11 protein-coding genes are annotated in these 15,601 nt (G+C 40.7%); 6 read left to right on the top strand and 5 right to left on the bottom strand.

The features are described 5' to 3' along the window. The 3 genes from A3G3_RS13190 to A3G3_RS0104610 form a co-directional block, all read left to right on the top strand. Positions 1 to 4,241, top strand: a 4,241-nt coding sequence (locus tag A3G3_RS13190) for a M12 family metallo-peptidase (protein WP_019519368.1), incomplete at its 5' end; no start/stop codon positions are given. 138 nt (positions 4,242 to 4,379) lie between these two features. Next, the gene (gene dapD, locus A3G3_RS0104605; RefSeq protein WP_019519369.1) at positions 4,380 to 5,201 is read left to right on the top strand and encodes a 2,3,4,5-tetrahydropyridine-2,6-dicarboxylate N-succinyltransferase; all 822 of its coding nucleotides are present in this window, start codon (positions 4,380 to 4,382) and stop codon (positions 5,199 to 5,201) included. A 312-nt stretch (positions 5,202 to 5,513) separates the two neighbouring features. Next, positions 5,514 to 6,275, top strand: coding sequence for a sulfite exporter TauE/SafE family protein (locus tag A3G3_RS0104610; protein ID WP_019519370.1), 762 nt, complete (start codon positions 5,514 to 5,516; stop codon positions 6,273 to 6,275). A gap of 34 nt (positions 6,276 to 6,309) precedes the next feature. Here A3G3_RS0104610 and A3G3_RS0104615 read toward each other — a convergent pair whose 3' ends face one another. Further along, positions 6,310 to 7,584, bottom strand: coding sequence for a CapA family protein (locus tag A3G3_RS0104615; protein WP_019519371.1), 1,275 nt, complete (start codon positions 7,582 to 7,584; stop codon positions 6,310 to 6,312). Between the two features lie 184 nt (positions 7,585 to 7,768). On the opposite strand from A3G3_RS0104615, the gene pheT reads away from it, so the two are divergent. Together pheT and A3G3_RS0104635 are read left to right on the top strand one after the other, a co-directional pair. Further along, positions 7,769 to 10,180, top strand: coding sequence for a phenylalanine--tRNA ligase subunit beta (gene pheT, locus A3G3_RS0104625; protein WP_019519372.1), 2,412 nt, complete (start codon positions 7,769 to 7,771; stop codon positions 10,178 to 10,180). Positions 10,181 to 10,393: 213 nt separating this feature from the next. Beyond that, on the top strand, positions 10,394 to 10,696 hold the full coding sequence (locus tag A3G3_RS0104635; protein WP_019519374.1) for an integration host factor subunit alpha: 303 nt from the start codon (positions 10,394 to 10,396) through the stop codon (positions 10,694 to 10,696). Positions 10,697 to 10,801: 105 nt separating this feature from the next. On the opposite strand, the gene A3G3_RS0104640 is transcribed toward A3G3_RS0104635, so the two are convergent. The 3 genes from A3G3_RS0104640 to A3G3_RS13195 form a co-directional block, all read right to left on the bottom strand. Then, the gene (locus A3G3_RS0104640; protein WP_019519375.1) at positions 10,802 to 11,785 is read right to left on the bottom strand and encodes a MetQ/NlpA family ABC transporter substrate-binding protein; all 984 of its coding nucleotides are present in this window, start codon (positions 11,783 to 11,785) and stop codon (positions 10,802 to 10,804) included. Positions 11,786 to 12,090: 305 nt separating this feature from the next. Beyond that, complete coding sequence (locus A3G3_RS0104645; protein WP_019519376.1) at positions 12,091 to 12,780, bottom strand: methionine ABC transporter permease; 690 nt, start codon at positions 12,778 to 12,780, stop codon at positions 12,091 to 12,093. 9 nt (positions 12,781 to 12,789) lie between these two features. Then, entirely contained in the window at positions 12,790 to 13,527 is a 738-nt protein-coding gene (locus A3G3_RS13195) for a methionine ABC transporter ATP-binding protein (protein WP_040631295.1), read from the bottom strand. Between the two features lie 236 nt (positions 13,528 to 13,763). On the opposite strand from A3G3_RS13195, the gene A3G3_RS14810 reads away from it, so the two are divergent. Beyond that, positions 13,764 to 13,895, top strand: coding sequence for a hypothetical protein (locus tag A3G3_RS14810; RefSeq protein ID WP_267283244.1), 132 nt, complete (start codon positions 13,764 to 13,766; stop codon positions 13,893 to 13,895). A gap of 21 nt (positions 13,896 to 13,916) precedes the next feature. Here the strand turns inward: A3G3_RS14810 and A3G3_RS0104660 are convergent, their stop codons facing one another. Further along, the gene (locus A3G3_RS0104660) at positions 13,917 to 15,551 is read right to left on the bottom strand and encodes a sensor histidine kinase (RefSeq protein ID WP_019519379.1); all 1,635 of its coding nucleotides are present in this window, start codon (positions 15,549 to 15,551) and stop codon (positions 13,917 to 13,919) included. Positions 15,552 to 15,601 lie beyond the last annotated feature (50 nt).

Here is a 15,601-nt window from a genome sequence, read left to right on the forward strand (position 1 = left end):
CCGAAGCCGATAAAATCGCTAAAGAAAAAGCTGAAGCCGATAAAATCGCTAAAGAAAAAGCCGAAGCCGATAAAATCGCTAAAGAAAAAGCTGAACAAGATGCAAAAGAGCAAGCAGAAGCAAAAGAGCTTGCCAAAAATCCGCCCAAAATTTCGTTTGATAATGTTACTGATGACAACATCATCAACCAAAATGAAAGCCAAACTACCCTTACCATTACAGGCAAGGTAGCAAACAGCAAGACAGGCGATGTTTTGAGCATAACGATTGGCACAGCAAGCCAAACAGTTGTTATTACGGACGGCAAATTTAGCTTAAACTTAGACGGTAAAACCTTAGTTGTTCATAATCAAATTTTGGCAAGCCTAACCCGAAACGGAAAAGAAATTGGCAAAGAAATCCATACTTATCAAGTAGATACTGACATTGATACACCCAAAATCAACTTTAACGATATCACCGATGATAATGTGATTAATTTAAAAGAAAGCGAAGGTAAAATCAACGTCTCTGGCAGGGTGGACAATGCCAAAGATGGCGATGAAATAATGCTTTCTTGCGGTTGCCCGACTTGCACAGGTGTGGAATGGGTAGATATTAAAGCAACTATCAAAAATGGGGCATTCAGCGTCAATTTTGACGGCTCGGAGATGGTCGGCAATGGTCGTACAGTGGTCAAAGCAAGCTTAACAACAAAGGACGATGCAGGCAATAGTGCCACAGGTACAGCCGAAAAATCCTATGACGTGGACATTACACCGCCTGACCCAAGTTTTGTTTACGAAAAAATCGGTCAAGATAGCGTGATTAACGCTAAAACGGCTGAAAATGACATTATTTTGCGTGGCAAAGTGGTCAATCTAGGCGACAATGAAACCCTTGCCGTAAAAATCGTAGTAAATGGTAAGGATTATGTTGCCACAAAAAATGGTGATTATTATCAAGTGTCTGTTGCAAGTAGTGAGTTTGCAAATGGTCAAGATATAACATGGCATTTGACCGCCAAAGATAAAGCGGGCAACGAAAAAATCATTGAACAAAATCAAAGCTATACTTATGATGTGGCTTTAAATGCCCCAACGGTGGAAATTGCCAACAATAATCAAACGGTCAATATCGCCAAAAAAGGGCTAACGCTCTCTGGCAATCTAAATTTTGATGATGACGTGGTAAAATCATCTGTGAAAGTGGAAGTATTGTTAAACGGTCAGACACATTTGGCAACGGTCAATCCAAACACTAAAACTTGGACACTTGATTTGGCTGAAAACATTGCCAAAGCCGTACAAGGCGATAACAACTACACCGTTAAAGTAAGCGTACAAGACAAAGCAGGTAATACCGCAGAAAATCAATCTATTGGCAAATTTTTGGTGGACACGATTGCTCCACAAATCACGGTTAAGCTAAATGACATCGGTGAAATTGCTCAAAATGGCACGGAAAAAATTGCTTTAACTGGTACGGTTACAGGCGAATTTAAGGCGAACGATAAGGTCAAAATACTGGTCAATGGTACAGAATTTACCGCCCCCATTTTGGCAACAAGCACTGCCCCAAATGGTACTTTTAGCGTGGAAGTGCCACGAATTTCACTTATTCAAAATGCCAGTCAAAAAATTTCAGCCAGCATCGAGAGCATTGATGATGTGGGTAATGTTGGTACGCATTCAAATGAGCAAAGTTATAATGTGGGGGCAGTCGTTACGTCTCCTGTTACATCACCAATGCCGACATCGCCCATCCCACCAAAAGAAACAAATGTTCATTTAAACAGCATTACCAACGATGATGTCATCAATGTAACCGAAAGCAAAACCGCCAAAACCAAAATCACAGGCACGGCAGAAAATGCAAATGGTCAAATGGTAACAGTGCAAATTGGCAATGATAAACACAATGTAAAAGTGGAAAATGGCACATTTAGCCTTGATGTGGATACAAAAACTTTGGTGGAAAATCAAGCTGGTAAAGTTTCAGCCAGCCTAAACGGTCAAGCGAGCGAACGAGCCTATAAAGTAGATAATTTTGCGTCCACTCAAATCAAAATCAATGACATGGTAGAAATCAACCCAAGCAACATGGTGCGTTTGACGGGCAAAATTACACTTGATGGTTTGTTTGCCAAATATCAAAACCCCATTCAGCTACAATCCTTTATTGCTAAATTAAATGGCAAAGAGTATGCAGTGGCGGTCAATACCAAAGACCAGTCATTTTCGTGGGACATCAGCCTTGCAGATTTACAAAATGCCAAAGGACAAGAAATTAGTTTTGTCAATAAGGGTGGTATCAGCCTATACGATTATCAACATGGTGAAGTGGTATTCCAAGGTACGCCACAGCTTGCCACGAATGCTTATCAATTTAACAACAATCCCTATGTGGCAAATGGATCGGTAAAACAAGATTTTGCCTTAAACCAAACCGAAATCAAAGGGCAAGTGTCAGGCTCTGCAAAAGCAGGCGATACGGTGGACATCACCATTGGCAAAGAAATCGTGCGTACCGAAGTACAAAAAGATTTGAGTTTTGCTGTTACGGTAGAAGATGGTGTGTTAAAACAAGCCGATAAACTCACTGCCACTTTGACAGGGAAAAATTATCAAGGACAAAAAGTAAGCGTACAAACCGAACATGCTTATGAGACAGGTACAGGTAAGGCAAAAGGTGAATTTGTCAGCAAATTTGTTACCCCAAGCGAAAACGAATTGCCTTATTTTATTAAAGTGGTGGAAACTATTCACAAAGATTTTGGCTATTTAAAACGCTTTGAATACGGTCAAGGGGCAGAGATTACTTATTCATTTAACAAAGAATATTATCAAGCACGAGATTGGACACATACCAATCGTAAAGCTGTGCGTGATGCCCTTGCTAATTATGCTAAATATGCCGATTTGAAATTTGTAGAATTGCCTGACAATTCTGGTGTGAATGTACCAAATGGTGTTGGGCGTGCCGACATTGAATTTCATCATCGCCCATTGACAAAAGCAGCAGGTACTGCTGAGTTTGGCGGTAATGTGAACATCAGCACCAGCCACAATTACATGGATAATCGTAATGGATTTCATGTGGTAATGCATGAGATTGGACATTCTTTGGGCATGAAACATACCCACGAAACACCTAACCCGTTAAGCTATACCGAAGACAGCACAGGGCTTAGCGTGATGTCATATAAAGGTACACAAATGGACGTCAATCGTTGGGATTTGCGTATATTTGACATTGCTTTTGTGCAATATCGTTATGGCGTAAACAAAAATGAACGTACAGGCGATGATGTTTATACCTTCAAGGCGTTTAACACACAAGTGGCAGACGGCGATGTGTATATTTGGGACGGAGCAGGCGTAGATACTTTTGATGCGTCCAAAGAAAAAGAGCGTGTTACGGTGGATTTGACACCAGGGTCTTGGATTTATCGTGGCGAAAAAACCCAGAATTTTGTGCTAGAAAAACATGAAGATTTATCTGCACAGCAATTCTTAGGCATGGACGGTTTTGTCAATGACCCCCAACGCTACCTATCACAAGGCAAAGGCAGATATACCTTTACAGACGGTCAAGCCTTTATCGGCTATGGCACACAGCTAGAACGTTTAATCGGTTCGGATTATAATGATAATCTTAAAGGTAATGTCGCCGACAACGAAATTTTTGGTGGCAAGGGCGATGACTGGATAGACGGCAAAGACGGCAACGATTTTCTGGACGGCGGTCAAGGCGTGGATACCATTCACGGTGGCAAAGGTGATGATATTTTTGTCGTGGATAATGCTAAAGATTTGGTGGTAGAAAATCACCTTGAAGGTATAGATACCGTGTACAGCCATGCCCAGAGCTATACACTCTCTGCTAATGTGGAAAATATCAGTTTGTTTGGCATAGCAGAAATTGCCATTGGTAATGATTTGAACAACCGCATTGTTGGTAATGAATTATCCAATACTTTAACAGGTGGTTCTGGCAAAGATACTTTTGTATTTAGTAATCTATTAAATGGCTCGGTGGATACCATCACCGACTTTAATGTAAGTGAAGATAGCATTGCCTTGGCGTTAAGCGTGTTTGATAATTTAACCAAAGACAATATCAAAGAACACATCAAATATAACAGCCAGACTGGGGCATTATCTTATGATAAAGACGGAGCAGGCATAGGCGATGCGGTACAGTTTGCGATAATTGGCACAGGATTTGACGAAACACAAATCAATTATACCATTATCTAAAACCTACAAAATCCCTTAAGATATCATTCTTAGGGGATTTTCACTGATTGCCATAACCAATGAGCATAACCACAAATTTTAATTTGCCAAAGTGATAAAATTGGGTAATAATAGTCAATTTAAGCTGTAGGAAAATTTATGTCAAATTTACAATCTATCATTGAAACCGCCTTTGACAACCGTGCCAATTTTGGGGCAAGCGATTGCCCATCCGATGTGCGTTCTGCCGTTGATGAAGTGCTTGCCAAATTAGACAAAGGTGAACTAAGAGTTGCCGAAAAAATTGACGGCGAATGGGTGGTTCATCAATGGATTAAAAAAGCGGTACTATTATCTTTTAAAATCAATGACAATAAGCCCATTGAGTCGTGCGATTTACGCTTTTTTGATAAAGTGGACACCAAATTTACCGATTGGTCAGAAGCAGATTTTAAAAACGCAGGCATACGAGTCGTTCCCCCTGCCGTGGCTCGTAAAGGCTCATTTATCGGTAAAAATGTAATTTTAATGCCAAGCTATGTCAATATCGGTGCCTATGTGGACGAAAGCACCATGGTAGATACATGGGCGACTGTCGGCTCGTGTGCCCAAATTGGCAAAAACGTGCATTTGTCGGGCGGTGTGGGTATTGGTGGTGTATTAGAACCACTACAAGCTAACCCAACCATTATTGAAGACAACTGCTTTATTGGGGCTAGAAGTGAAATCGTGGAAGGCGTGATTGTGGAAGAAGGCTCGGTTATTTCTATGGGCGTTTATATCGGTCAATCCACCAAAATTTTAGACCGCGAAACAGGTGAAATCTCATACGGTCGTATCCCAAAAGGCTCTGTTGTTGTGTCAGGCTCTTTGCCAAGCAAAGATGGCTCGCATAGCCTATACTGTGCGGTAATTGTGAAAAAAGTGGACGCCCAAACAAGAGCAAAAACGTCAATTAATGACTTACTAAGAGCAGATTAATTTTGATTTGATATTTGATAAATGAAAGGGTAAAACCACGCAAATTTATTTGGGTGGTTTTTTAACTACTAGGTTTAGTCTGTAGATGAATAGTCTGCAAAATTCATATCATTTTCTGAATTTGACGTATATTTTAAACGCTTATCAACATTGGAAAATTTTAAATCAAAGGTTAAAAAAGTTTGCCAGTCGCACGGTCAATTTCTATTATCTTTACTGTCTTTACGTAAAAAACAGCAAATAATTTCAATGATGCTTGTCTTGCTAATCTATGCTAAACTAGTTGCATTTCATCACGTTGTAGCTAAAAACATGGACATCACCACAGTTTTTATTATTATCGCCATTTTTGTTGTGTCTAGCGTATTTCATGGTATGACAGGGATTGGCGTGACCTTGATTGCCACTACCGCTTTAGCAAGTTTTTTGCCCATGCGTGAAGTGTTGATGCTTACCGTATTGCCGTGTTTATTTGTGAATTTGGTGGTGTTTTTGGACGGTGGTAAGGTTGGTTATTATTTCAAAAAATATGGGTTGCTTGCCCTGCTGAGTTTTATTGGTAGTTGGTTTGGGGCAAAACTCGTCTATATTATCCCAAGCGATGTGTTGATTTTGGTATTGGGGATTTTGATTGTCGGTTATGTTGCGATGCAGTTTATCGCCATGCGGACAGGGCGAAATTTTACCTTGCCTAACAATCAGCCCACGCTCATTGTGGTGGGTTTACTCGCAGGGATTTTGGGTGGAGCGACCAATGCGATGTCGCCGTTACTGGTCATGTATTTGTTATCGGCGACGAGCCATTTAGCTGACCCAAAAATGGAGATGATAAAATCCAGTAACTTGTGTTATGTTGTTGGCAAAATTGCCCAAATTTTTGTGCTTGCCCCTGCGATGTTGATAAAACCCACACAAGATTTGCTGTTATATGGTGCGATTAGCATCATTTCGGTGCTAACCTTGTCTGTGGGTTTTTATTTTCGCCACAAAATTTCGGTGGCTGTGTTTAAAAAAATGACGCTTGGAATTTTGCTTGTACTTGGGTTAAAAGCCTTGTGGACGGTTATTGTTTAACGAAAATATTTTGCCAACGTTGTTTTTAAGAATGCTATTTTTTCAAAATTTTTTGCTGTTCAAACATCAACGGCGTATCGGGAAAATCCAATGCCGTCAAACGTTTTAATTCGCCAAAGGCTTGATGCTTGGGGTCAAGCTGTAGTCCTTTTTCCTTGGTTTGTTGAATGGACACCACATCCGCTTGCAAAAATTCACCATTTTTGTTCATTGTAATATTAATGAGCGGTGCAATGCCGTTTAGCCCACGCACATTAAACGCCCCATAGGTGTTAAAATTACCCAAACTATAAGCGATAAAACGGTTTTTGTAAAGCTCCACACCACGAGTAACGTGCGGTCCATGCCCAATCACTACGTCCGCCCCCACGTCAATCAAGCTGTGAGCTAGCTCATACACATTACCACGTTTTTCGTTGAGATATAGCTCCATGGTTTTGGGAACGTGTACATATTCTGCCCCTTCTGCTCCGCCGTGAAAGGACACAATCACGATATCTACTTGTTTTTCAAGGTTTTTTACCAAATTTTTGGCATTGGCTAAATCATTAATATTCACTGTGCCAATGTTGGGAGCAAATGCCACAAAACCGTATTTTACCCCATTTTGCTCAAAAATATCGGTCGGTTTTGACAATAAACCTGCGTGATGAATACCAACTTTTGTCAAGTTTTCTACGGTTTTTTGCCGTCCAACATCGCCAAAATCGCCCACATGATTATTCGCCAAGCTCATCAAATTAAACCCTGCATTTTTAAGTATCTGAGCATAACGTTCAGGCATCCGAAACGCATAACAAGTGCGTGGTTTGGCTTTTTCGGTGTTTGTGTTCTCGGTTTTGGTTGCGGTTGGTTTTTCCGTTGTTTTTGCAGTTGTTATCTCTTGGTCTTTATCGGTTTGTGGCGGACATTTGGTAGAAATGCCGTTATCCAAAATTGCCCCTTCTAAGTTACCAAACACCACATCACCTTTTAGATAAGGTAAAACTGCTTTAAAGCTATCCTTAGCATCATTCGGCGGTAAAAAGCCGTCATTGGGAAAATTTGAACCAATCATGACATCGCCAACTGCCACAATATTAACGCTGTCGCTTGGGTTATTGGTTGCGGTAGCTGTTAACGTTTCTGCTGTTGTACTTGCTGTGCTAATCTGTGGCGTTTGATTCGTGGTCGATTGATTAAATATATTAAAATTTTTAACAGGATTAATAAGTGAGATTGGATGAATAGCGTTGTTGGCAATCCCTTCATCAGGTGAAGATAAACCAACGGTTGCGATACCAAACAATAAAAGTGAACGTTTTAACATTAATTTTCCTTTTAAAAACAAAATTTTGCAATAAATAACAGTTAACGCGAAAAATAATACCACCAATGGCTTTAGTATAAAGAATTTGGCAAAAAAAATCTATGCAAAGAGGTGGAAAAATTCAGCAATTTGGGGGCGTTTATGGTAAAATTGCAAAAATTTTTTGTGAAAAAAAGAGATATTTATGAAACTAAATGAAAACTGGCTCCGTCGTTGGGTGAACCCAAATTTAACTGCCGAACAAATCGGCGAACAGCTTACCATGGCAGGCTTGGAACTTGATGATTTAACCAAAGTTGCTCGTGATTTTAGCGGTGTCGTCGTGGGCGAAGTGCTAACGGTAGAACAGCACCCAGACGCTGATAAATTAAAAGTTACCACCGTAAACATCGGTACTGGCGAACCCCTACAAATCGTCTGTGGTGCACCAAACGTAACCGTTGGCGTGCGTGTACCTGTGGCAACAATTGGGGCAGAGTTACCGCCAATTGATGACAAACCGTTTAAAATCAAAAAAGGCAAACTGCGTGGGGTTGAGTCGCACGGCATGTTGTGCGGTGGTAGCGAGATTGATTGCGATGACGGTGTGGATGGGCTACTCATTTTGCCAAATGATGCCCCGATTGGGATGGACGTGCGTGCGTATTTGAACCTTGACAATCATATTTTTGACATTTCTATCACGCCAAACCGTGGTGACTGTTTTAGCGTGCGTGGCATGGCACGAGAGCTAGCAGTGCTAAACGATTTACCTTTTAATTTGCCATTTGATGACAAAACGCCTGCCAAAACTGGTGAGATAAAACAAGCCCTTAACGTAATCACGACCGATTGCCCACGCTATTTTGCCCAAGTGTTAACCGACGTGGACAATGTCAGCTCACCAAAATTTATGGCGGACGCCCTCAACGGTTCTGGCATTAAGCCCAAAAATTTACTCGTTGATGTTACTAACTTTGTTTTAATGGAACTCGGTCAACCGTTACACGCTTTTGACAAAGATAAAATTGTTGGGCAAATTACGGTACGCATTGCCAACAAAGGCGAAAAATTCACCTTATTAAACGAAGACGAAATCACTTTACACGGCGATGAGCTTGTGATTGCTGATGATGACGGTGTGATTGCCTTAGCGGGCATTATGGGTGGACTACGCACGGCGGTCAGCGATACTACCAAAAATGTCGTGATTGAAAGTGCGTTTTTTAAACCAACAGTGATTGCAGGTAAGGCTCGTCGATTTGGGTTACATACCGATGCAAGTCAGCGTTTTGAACGGGGTGTGGACTTTGAGCTGCCACAGCTTGCCTTAAATCGTGCGGTATCATTATTAGAAGAATTTGGCAATGCAACCGTGCATGAGATTAGCGTGCATGACAATGCTGATGAAATGCCAAAACGTAACCCTATTTCAGTGTCATTTGACAAAATCAACTCGCTACTTGGCGTAGAGATTGACAAGCAAACTTGCATTGATATTTTACAAAAACTTAAAATTCAAACCACCGAAAATAGCGATACTTTAACTTGTACACCACCAAGCCACCGTTACGATATTACCATTGCCGAAGATTTGGTAGAAGAAATTGTACGCATTTATGGCTACAATAACATTGCCAATCACTTGCCAAGTTTTGAGGCGAGCCTATATGATAACAGTGAGCAAATCGTGCGTGATAATCTCAAACAAGCCCTTGTCAATGCCGGTTACTTTGAGGCGGTGAGTTTTAGTTTTAGCGATGGAAAAATTGAAAAATTCTTTGATAATCAAGCGTTTGCTAAACCACTTGCCCTTACCAATCCGATTTCTGCAGATTTGGCGGTGATGCGTCGCACTTTGTTGTCAAGCCTGTTACCATGCGTAAAATATAACCTAAACCGTCAGCAAAACCGTATTCGTCTGTTTGAAACAGGTTTGCGTTTTGATGGTGAAACGGTGGAAAATCTATCGCAAATTGAAACGCTAGCAATAGTTGCTCTCGGCATGCAAAATCCTGAACAACCGTTTACTTTTGATACTACGGTGAAAGCGAGCATGGATTTTTATGATTTAAAACATGACGTTGAGCGTGTATTGCCTGTGCAACTACTTGCGAGCGGTCAAGTGCGGTATGAACGCAGTCGCCTTGACTTTCTGCACCCAGGTCAGGGGGCGGACGTTTTTGTGGGTGATAAAAAAATCGGCTATTTAGGGCAGTTGCACCCACGCATTAGCCAAGCCCTTGATTTACCAACGGTATGGGTGGCAGAATTTGACGTGGTTGCCTTGATTACATTGCATCATCAGCAAAATGCTGTTACCGCCCCAAGCAAATTCCCAAGCGTCCGCCGTGATATGGCGGTGTTGGTAGATAAATCGGTGGCGGTACAAGATTTATTGACTGACATTCGCACCCATGCAGGCGAGCATCTCAAAGAAGTATGGCTATTTGACGTGTATGAAGGCGAACGCTTGCCAGACGGCAAAAAATCATTGGCGTTTGGTATGATTTGGCAAGACAATGAAGGCACGCTGTCGGATGAATTGATTAACACCAACTTTAATGCGATTGTTACGGCGTTAATCAATCAGCACAAAGCCGTTTTAAGAGATTAATCTTGCTAAACGGTTGATTTTCATCATATTTTGGCAAAAACAGGGAAAATACGATAAAGTTGATAAAAGATATCTTTTTATCGTATTTTTTAGCTAATTTATCCAAAAACTGCAAAAATTTTGCAAAAATATTTTGTAACTTTGGCAAAATATGCTAAAGTATAGCGTATAGTTTTGTATAAATTTTGTAAAAATTGTAAAAAGGAACGCTTCATGAACACACCAAACACCTTAACCAAATCTGAAATGGTGCAATATTTAATGGATAATCTATCCATGACACGTCAAGAAGGGCGTATGTTCGTGGAAAGTTTTTTTGGCGTGTTGTCAGAGAGCTTGACTGCAGGCTATCATGTCAAATTATCAGGGTTTGGTAATTTTGAATTAAAACAAAAAAATCAACGCCCCGGTCGTAACCCAAAAACAGGTGAAGCGGTAGCGATTTCGGCACGCCGTGTTGTCACTTTTAAAGCAGGGCAAAAAATGCGTCAACGTATGGCACAAACCTTATCTTAATTGGTATTTTGACTTTATCAGCATTGAACGTCATAACTTTTCAATAAAGTTCAATAAAAAAGCCCTCTAAATTTAGATGGCTTTTGTTTTGCGTAAAAACTTGGCTTATTTGGTAACGCTTGCAGTGGTTGATGCCGTTGCAGTCGCTGTATTGGCATTTTCGTTCCAAATTGCAGGGTATTTATAACCTGGGAAAGTTTCGTGAGCGTATTTTTTGAACGCTGCTGAATTATACGCGTTGGTGACGTCTTTTACCCATTTGGCATCTTTGTCTGCAGTACGAACGGCTGACCAGTTGACATAGGCAAAACTTGGTTCTTGGAATAATGCTTCGGTTAATTTCATGCCCGAGCTAGTTGCATAGTTCCCGTTTACTACGGCAAAATCCACATCTGAGCGAGAGCGTGGCAATTGAGCTGCTTCTAGCTCAACGATTTTGATATTTTTGGTGTTTTCTGCGATGTCATTTTTTGATGCGGTCAATGGGTTGATACCGTCTTTTAATTTAATCCAACCCAACTCGTTTAACATCACCAACGCACGAGCAAAGTTACTTGGATCATTCGGTGCAGATAGGCTAGAGCCATCTTTGACTTGGTCAAGTGAGGTAGCTTTGCCCGCATAGATGCCAAGTGGTGCGGTCGGTACTTGGAATACTTCTACCAAATCTAAGTTGTGAGTTTTTTTGAAATCGTCCAAATAGGGCTTGTGTTGGAAAATGTTAATGTCAATATCACCGCTTGCTAAGGCTTGGTTTGGACGTACGTAGTCTGAAAACTCTACCAATTTTACTTTATAGCCTTGTTTTTCAAGTTGTGGTTTGACACTGTTTTTTACCATATCACCAAAGTCACCAACCGAAGTACCGAACACGATTTCAGGTTTATTTGGGTCAATGCCTGTAGCGACAGTATCTGTCGTTGTTGTGCTGGCAGTGCTGCTTGCAGTTTCGCTCGCTGGGGCAGAGGCTTGAACGGTAGTTTCGCTAGGTGTTTGCTCGGTTTTACTACAGCCGACGAGTACAAGGCTTGATAAGCCAACGGTAGCAAAGATTTTCGCAAGTTGTTGGTGTATTTTTGTGGTTTGCATGGGCTACTCCAATGGGTTGTAAGTTTTTTTAAAATGTATCTTAAAACTGGTTTGAAAATTGTTTTTAAAAACGTTTACTAATTGGTTAAAAGATAATGGGTTAAAAAAGGTGTTAACAATATCGCAATACATTAGCATATTTAACAAAAATTTGTTATATTATTTTTTACTGAATATATGAAATTTTTTCATGACACGTCAAATTTTTTTAACAAGCCAGATTTAGCCAATTTTCGTGTAACATCAAAGTCATATTTTGTTTTTAAAGTAACAATTTAATTGCATAAGGTGGCGAATGCAGGTTCTCAACGTTTATCCAGTTTTTCTGCCACTAAATTACCCACACTTTGAATAATAATCACCATGACAACGAGCAAAATTACCATAAAAATCATCACGTCATTTTGGTAACGGTTGTAGCCGTAGCGGATTGCTAAATCACCCAAACCGCCACCGCCAATCATTCCCGCCGCTGCACTATATGACAACAGGCTAATGGTAAGCGTGGTGATACTTAATACAAGGCTTGAACGGGCTTCTACCAACAAAATTTTGCGAATAATCGTCCAAGTGCTAGCTCCCATGGCTTGCCCTGCTTCAATGATGCCTTTTGGCACATCACGTAAGTTTTGTTCCACCAAGCGGGCAAAATAAAACAATCCCGCTAGGCTCAACGCCACCGATGCAGCGACAGGCCCAATGGTCGTACCAACTAACAAGCGAGTAGCAGGAATAATTACAATCATCAAAATCACAAACGGAAAGGCTCGCATCAGATTGGTAATATTACCCAAAATCCGATAAAAAAGCTTGTTTTCAGCAAGTTGATTTTTGCTCGTCATAAATAACGCCACGCCAAGCAACGTGCCAAAAATCACCGATACCACTGCAGAAATACCGACCATGACTAAGGTTTCCCAAAAGGCTTGCCAAATTTCATCACGCATTGCCCATAGATTGTTGGTGGCAGATTGCCAAGTTAATTCATTTGCCATAATGTACCTTTAGTCTTCTTCAATTAACAATCTACCAATGTCGGTTGTGGCGTGGATTTCGCCATGTTGCACGTGTGCTACTTCCAATAATTTGCCCGTGTCAAGCAATGCCACTCGGTGACACAAACGCCGAATAACCGACATTTCGTGGGTAACAATCACAATGGTAACGTTAAATTTTTCGTTAATCTCTTTTAAACAGGACAATACCGATTTAGTCGTCGCAGGATCAAGAGCTGATGTCGGCTCATCGGCAAGCATGACGTGCGGTTTTGGGGCTAAGGCTCTGGCAATACCTGCACGCTGTTTTTGGCCACCTGATAGCTGGGCAGGGTAGTGGTTAGCGCGATTGGTCAAATCCACAATTTCAAGGCATTCCATGACACGAGGCATAATTTTTGGGTGTTCCCAACCTGCGACTTCTAGGGTAAAGGCAACATTTTGGGCTACGGTACGATTTGCCATTAGGTTAAATTGTTGAAAAATCATCCCAACATTTTGGCGAGCGTGGCGTAAATCATGGTTGGATAACGCTGTTAATTCTTTGCCATCAATGGTAACTTTGCCTGTATCTGGGCGTTCTAATAGATTAATCAGGCGAAGTAGGGTGGATTTTCCTGCTCCAGAATAGCCCATTAAGCCAAAAATCTCACCTTGCTTGATGTGCAGGGAAGTTGGCTCAACGGCGGTAAACCAGTTACCATCTTGGGTTTGGAAGCGTTTGCTAATGTTGTCAAGGATTATCATAAAAAATTTGGTTAAAAATTGGCTAAAAGATTGCAATTTTAACATAGATTGATAGAAATGTGATATTTTTTAATTGGAAAAATAAACCAAACATTGATTTATTGGGTAAAGCTTGGTGTGATGTTGATAAAAATTGTCAATGAAAAATTGTGGAAAAATTAAATGCTTGTTTTAGATTTAATACCAAAAACTAAAGGGGTTAATCAGCAAATGGTCAAACAACAAGGCATTAGTGCGTGCTGTCAATGCAAGGCGACTTGGTAAGTGAGTATGTTTTGCCCGATATCAAATTTGATGATGAAATCAAAATTGTTGCGATGAGTTATCATTCATCGTTTGAATTGCCAACTGAAGAAGAAATGATTTGACAAATAAACTTAACAAATAGGTTAATGTTGCTTAATCGGTAAGGTAATTAAAAACCGTGTTTGTCCATTTAACGTATCGGTAATAATCGTACCATGATGTGCGGTGACGATTTGGGCGACTAGCGATAGCCCTAGACCAGAACCTTTTTTCTCTTGTTGTAAACGCACAAAGGGCGAGAAAATATCTTGGCGTTTGTCAATGGCAATGCCTGTACCGTGGTCAATCACCGCAATGCGAATGCGTTGATAATGGGGTGTTGTGGCGATTTGATGATTATTTTTATCTACCTTTTTACGACTAAAAAGCGTACTTTTGTTGATTAAAATTGGTTTTTCAGTTTGTGGGGGTTCAGTTGCAGTTTTATTTTCAGTCATCTCAACATTCGCATTGTCGCTAATTGGTTGATTGTCATTCATCGTTTCAATTGTAGAAATATCGGTAGTTTCAGTATTTTCATTGATTGATGCCTGAAAACTCATGATTGGCAAATCAATCTCATTGCCTAACTCATCAATGGCGTAGAGTTGCACCGTCACAGGTGGCACGCCGTGCAAATGGGCGTTATCCAACAAATTTCTAATTAAATGCGTGAGTAATTTTTCTTGCCCTTCAATATGCAATTTTGCACCGTAAAAACTCGCTTTTGGATAATGTTGTACTTCATTTTTTATCAGTTCATACAGATTAACATCCGCCATCTTTTCCACGGCGTGACCTGCATCCATTCGGCTTACGAGCAAAATACTTTCTACCAAATCATTTAATCCTGTTAAATCTCGGTTAACTGCATCGGCACGTTTGGCAAATTTTTCTTGCCCTTTTTCACCAAGCTGACTGGCGAGCATACTCATCATTTCTACTTGCAAGCGAATGCGTGTAATCGGCGTGCGTATCTCGTGCGATGCGTGAGCTAGCAAAAGTTTGTTGGCATTCATCAAAGTTTCAATGCGTTCGGCGGTTTGGTTAAAACCTTTTGCCAAAATTGCAATTTCATCATTGCCAACAGGGGTAACTCGCACGCTAAAATCACCATCACCAAGCTGTTTAATCTGACGGCTCATTTGATTAATCCGCCATGTCATGGTACGCGTGATAAACCATAGCATCGCTGACATAATCAGCAATAATAATAGCGTGCCTGTAATCAGATTAATTGCAGGGGAAATCGGTGGTTTTTGATTAATATTAGAATGGTATAAAATCACATAACCCGCTTGGCTTGGTATTTGCACTTCGGTCGGGCGTTTGGGGTCGTCGTTAGTCGGTAAAAGGCTGTTATACCAAGTCGGCTCGGGTGGCAACATATCAGGCAAGCCTTTTGCCACCATAATCGCTTGACGGGTTTTGGCATCATATAGCCCAAAACGAGCATTTAACGACTCGCTATAAACATTAAAGCTTCGCCTTACCAACGCCAACAAATAACGTGTTTCAAGGTTTTGTTGATTTTGTTGGGCTTGTTGTAGCTGTAGCAACACAGGCTCTAACTGCTGTCCAACTTGATTGGCGATAATTTGATGCCGAGTGTTGGTAGATGTGTCATGTACCAAATGGGCTAAAATTACCATAGCACAGGCGAACAAAATCAATGCCAGCATCACGCTGACAAAGAGTTTGATAAAGACGCTGTCAAATTGTCGCAGACGGTTTTGCATACAAAAAACCGATAAATAGATTGATCAAAATATTTAAACTTCTAATAAAG

The organism is Moraxella boevrei DSM 14165 (assembly GCF_000379845.1).
GTDB lineage: Bacteria > Pseudomonadota > Gammaproteobacteria > Pseudomonadales > Moraxellaceae > Faucicola > Faucicola boevrei.

Bases quoted from the DNA above. Each gene is read 5' to 3' on its own strand.
- A3G3_RS0104640 (WP_019519375.1), bottom strand. From the start codon at position 11,785: ATGCAAACCACAAAAATACACCAACAACTTGCGAAAATCTTTGCTACC.
- dapD (WP_019519369.1), top strand. From the start codon at position 4,380: ATGTCAAATTTACAATCTATCATTGAAACCGCCTTTGACAACCGTGCC.
- A3G3_RS0104615 (WP_019519371.1), bottom strand. From the start codon at position 7,584: ATGTTAAAACGTTCACTTTTATTGTTTGGTATCGCAACCGTTGGTTTA.
- A3G3_RS0104610 (WP_019519370.1), top strand. From the start codon at position 5,514: ATGGACATCACCACAGTTTTTATTATTATCGCCATTTTTGTTGTGTCT.
- A3G3_RS0104660 (WP_019519379.1), bottom strand. From the start codon at position 15,551: ATGCAAAACCGTCTGCGACAATTTGACAGCGTCTTTATCAAACTCTTT.
- A3G3_RS13195 (WP_040631295.1), bottom strand. From the start codon at position 13,527: ATGATAATCCTTGACAACATTAGCAAACGCTTCCAAACCCAAGATGGT.
- A3G3_RS0104645 (WP_019519376.1), bottom strand. From the start codon at position 12,780: ATGGCAAATGAATTAACTTGGCAATCTGCCACCAACAATCTATGGGCA.
- pheT (WP_019519372.1), top strand. From the start codon at position 7,769: ATGAAACTAAATGAAAACTGGCTCCGTCGTTGGGTGAACCCAAATTTA.
- A3G3_RS0104635 (WP_019519374.1), top strand. From the start codon at position 10,394: ATGAACACACCAAACACCTTAACCAAATCTGAAATGGTGCAATATTTA.